The sequence below is a fragment of the Rhizobium sp. SEMIA 4085 genome (assembly GCF_013004495.1).
Lineage (GTDB): Bacteria > Pseudomonadota > Alphaproteobacteria > Rhizobiales > Rhizobiaceae > Rhizobium > Rhizobium gallicum.
On sequence record NZ_JABEPH010000503.1, the window covers coordinates 1 to 3,379 of the forward strand.

Below are 3,379 nucleotides of genomic sequence, written 5' to 3' on the forward strand. Positions count from 1 at the left end.
GGATCAGTTCGAGGAGCTGCTGACCAAGGTGCAGACCGCCTACGGCGCCGAGGACTATAGTACGTTGCGCAAGCTGACTACGCCCGAAGCCATGTCTTATCTCGCCGAAGAACTCGGCGAAAATGCCACCAACGGCGTGCGCAACCGCGTCTCGGAGGTCAAACTGCTGCAGGGTGACATTGCCGAAGCCTGGCGCGAGGACGGTCAGGATTATGCAACGCTTGCCATGCGCTACTCGTCGATCGACGCCATGGTCGATCGCGATAGCGGCCGCCTCGTTTCCGGTGACGATCGCCACCCCGGCGAAAGCACCGAAATCTGGACCTTTGTACGCAGAACCGGCAGCGACTGGAAGCTTGCCGCCATTCAGAGCACAGAGCAGCGCGCTGCCTGAAATATCAGCCCTTGAAGGTGTAGTCGGTAATCGACTGCGCCTTCATTTCAGTTGAAAAACCAGGCTTTGACGGCGGCATATAGGCTGCGTCCTTGATCACGCACGGGTCGAGGAAGTGTTCGTGCAAATGATCGACATACTCGATCACGCGGCCGTCCTTGCTGCCCGACACGGCAACGTAGTCGATCATTGACAGATGTTGCACATATTCGCAAAGGCCGACGCCGCCCGCATGCGGCCAGACCGGCAGACGGTATTTTGCTGCGATCAGCAGCACGGCCAGCACCTCGTTCAGGCCGCCCATGCGGCACGAATCGATCTGCACGATGTCGATCGCGCCTTCGGCGATGAATTGCTTGAACATGATCCGGTTTTGGCACATCTCGCCGGTTGCGACCTTGACCGGTCGGACCGCCTCACGGATTTTCCGGTGTCCGGCCACATCATCGGGACTTGTCGGCTCTTCGATGAAATAGGGCTTGGCGAAGGCTAGTTCCTTCACCCAGTCGATTGCCTGCTTGACCTCCCAGACCTGATTGGCATCGATCATCAGGTAACGATCCGGGCCAATCACCTCGCGGGCGATACGCAGACGGCGAATATCATCCTGGAGATCGCGGCCGACCTTCATCTTTACATGGTTGAAACCTGCGTCGATCGCTTCCTGACACAGACGGCGCAGCTTTGCATCATCATATCCGAGCCAGCCGGCAGAGGTCGTGTAACAGGCGTAACCTTCTTTCTCGAGCGTTGCGATCCGCTCAGCCTTCCCCGCCTCGGCACGTTTCAGGATTGTGACCGCCTCCTCGCGCGTCAGCACGTCGGTGAGGTAGCGGTAGTCGACGATGTCCGCGATTTCCTCCGCGGCCATCTCCGCGACCAGCCGCCACACAGGCTTTTCCGCCTGCTTCGCGAGAAGATCCCAGACAGCGTTGACAATGGCCCCCGTCGCCAAGTGGATGGCGCCCTTCTCCGGACCGATCCAGCGAAGCTGGCTGTCGCCGGTCAGATGCCGCCAGAATCCACCTGGATTGGCAAGAACCTGGTTAAGATCTGCGCCGACAACCAAATGCTCCATCGCCTTTATTGCCAGGCAACAGATCTCGTTGCCGCGGCCGATCGTGAAAGTGAGCCCGTGGCCCGAAAGTCCCGGCTCGTCCGTATCCAGAATAACGTAGGCCGCCGAATAATCCGGGTCCGGATTCATCGCATCGGAGCCGTCGAGGCTCTGCGAAGTGGGAAAGCGAAGATCAAAGACACGAAGGCCGGTAATGCCCGTCATGGGTTCCTCCCGAACAAGCCGGGCGGTCAGATCGTCCAGCCGCCGTCGATCGCGTAGGCCTGTCCGCTGGTATAGGTAGCACCGGCAAGATAGACGGCAAGGTCTGCAATCTCTTCCGGCGTGCCGAGACGACCCATCGGCTGGCGAAAAATAAAGGCAGCGCGGGCCGCATCATAGTCGCCCTGCGCGCGCATGCGATCCTGCAGCGACGGGCTCTCGACCGTGCCGGGACAAATGGCATTGCAGCGGACGCCCTCGGCGACGTAATCGGCGGCAACGGATTTCGTAAGGCCAATCACCGCCGCTTTTGTGACGCCATAGGCAAAGCGGTTCGGCACACCTTTGATGCTGGAGGCAACCGAAGCCATGTTGATGATCGACCCGTCCTTCCGCTCCAGCATGCCGGGAAGAACGGCGCGGATCGTGCGGATCATCGCCTTTACATTGAGGTCGAAAGCGAACTCTAGGTCGGCATCCTGCATTTCCAAAATGGATCCGGCGTGCACGAAGCCGGCGCAGTTAAAGAGCACATCGACCGCGCCAATTTCAGCGACCAATGCCTTAACCGCCCCCTCGTCGAGCACGTTTAGCTCGTGCGTCGACACCCCGGTGTCGGCGGCAAGCGTTGCCAGCGCATTCGCATTGATATCCGTCGCGTGAACCTTGGCGCCGGCCTGCTGAAAAGCGATTGCGCTGGCACGGCCGATGCCTTGCGCTGCCGCTGTGATCAGAACAGTCTTGCCGGAAAGAGTGATGGTCATGTCTTGGCCTTCTCAGGGTTTTCAATACGTGGGGGTAGAGCTCGGTTTCATCGGAGCCGAACCTGAACGGCGGCTTTTATGGTGTCAATCGAATAGTGAATCCGTCTCTCGCTCGACGTCGATGGGAGACTGTATCCAGGACGTGGCCGTCAATTAAGTCACGCCAGCATATGCGCTTCGTTGTTGGCAGCGACAAAACCATCGAGCACAAAATCGGGCGATTCGCGTCGATTGACCGCCCGCGGGAACTCATTTGGAACATTCGATATTTCAAAGTGTTTCCCCGACAGCGAACGAAGGAGGGTTCATGCTCTCCATTCAAGAAAATGTCGTCAAAGGCACGAAGCGTACCGGCGCATGTGCCGTCGGACTTTTGTGCGGATTGGCGTTTGCCCAACCGCTCGCCAGTCAGTCGGATCGCTGCCAGGCGCCAGATCAGCATCAAAACCGGGCGGGCGCCCTTGAGAACGGCAATTCAGGACCTACGAATGGGTTGGATACCTCGAAATTGTCCGATTGCAACGGCGTGCTAAAGCCGCCGTCCATCGGCGACGGAGATCTTGTCAAGCCTGCACCGCCTATTGGCAATACGCCCGTAATCCCGCCGGATCCGAAGCAGTGGGCAGAATTGTGCCCGGATTCACGTGACAACCCTTGGCGACGATAACGCTGCCGTGGTCGTGTGGATTGTGCTGGAAGCCTCAGTATTTTGGCGGCACGTAGAGCTCCGGCGGGAGGACCTTGCGTTCGTAGTCGGGGTTAAAAACGCGCTCTGGGAGCGTGATGTCCTCATGCGGCACGTCTTCGTAGGGAATCTGCTTAAGCAGGTGGTCGATGCAGTTGAGGCGGGCCCGCTTCTTGTCGTTGCCCTCGACGATGTACCAGGGCGCCTCAGCGATATTCGTGCGGGCGAAGGTCTCTTCCTTTGCCTTGGTATAGGCT

3 protein-coding genes and 1 pseudogene are annotated in these 3,379 nt (G+C 58.9%); 1 reads left to right on the forward strand and 3 read right to left on the reverse strand.

All coding sequences use genetic code 11. The features are described from left to right. Positions 1 to 394, forward strand: a 394-nt coding sequence (locus C9413_RS29920) for a Tim44 domain-containing protein (protein WP_170251318.1), incomplete at its 5' end; no start/stop codon positions are given. A gap of 4 nt (positions 395 to 398) precedes the next feature. Here C9413_RS29920 and C9413_RS29925 read toward each other — a convergent pair. The 3 genes and pseudogenes from C9413_RS29925 to C9413_RS29935 form a co-directional block, all read right to left on the reverse strand. Beyond that, positions 399 to 1,676: an L-fuconate dehydratase gene (locus C9413_RS29925; RefSeq protein WP_040115519.1), complete on the reverse strand. Its 1,278-nt coding sequence runs from the start codon at positions 1,674 to 1,676 to the stop codon at positions 399 to 401. 26 nt (positions 1,677 to 1,702) lie between these two features. Next, on the reverse strand, positions 1,703 to 2,437 hold the full coding sequence (locus C9413_RS29930; protein ID WP_040115520.1) for an SDR family oxidoreductase: 735 nt from the start codon (positions 2,435 to 2,437) through the stop codon (positions 1,703 to 1,705). Between the two features lie 701 nt (positions 2,438 to 3,138). Further along, positions 3,139 to 3,379 (reverse strand): annotated as a pseudogene (locus C9413_RS29935) (polyphosphate kinase 2); the annotation flags it as partial.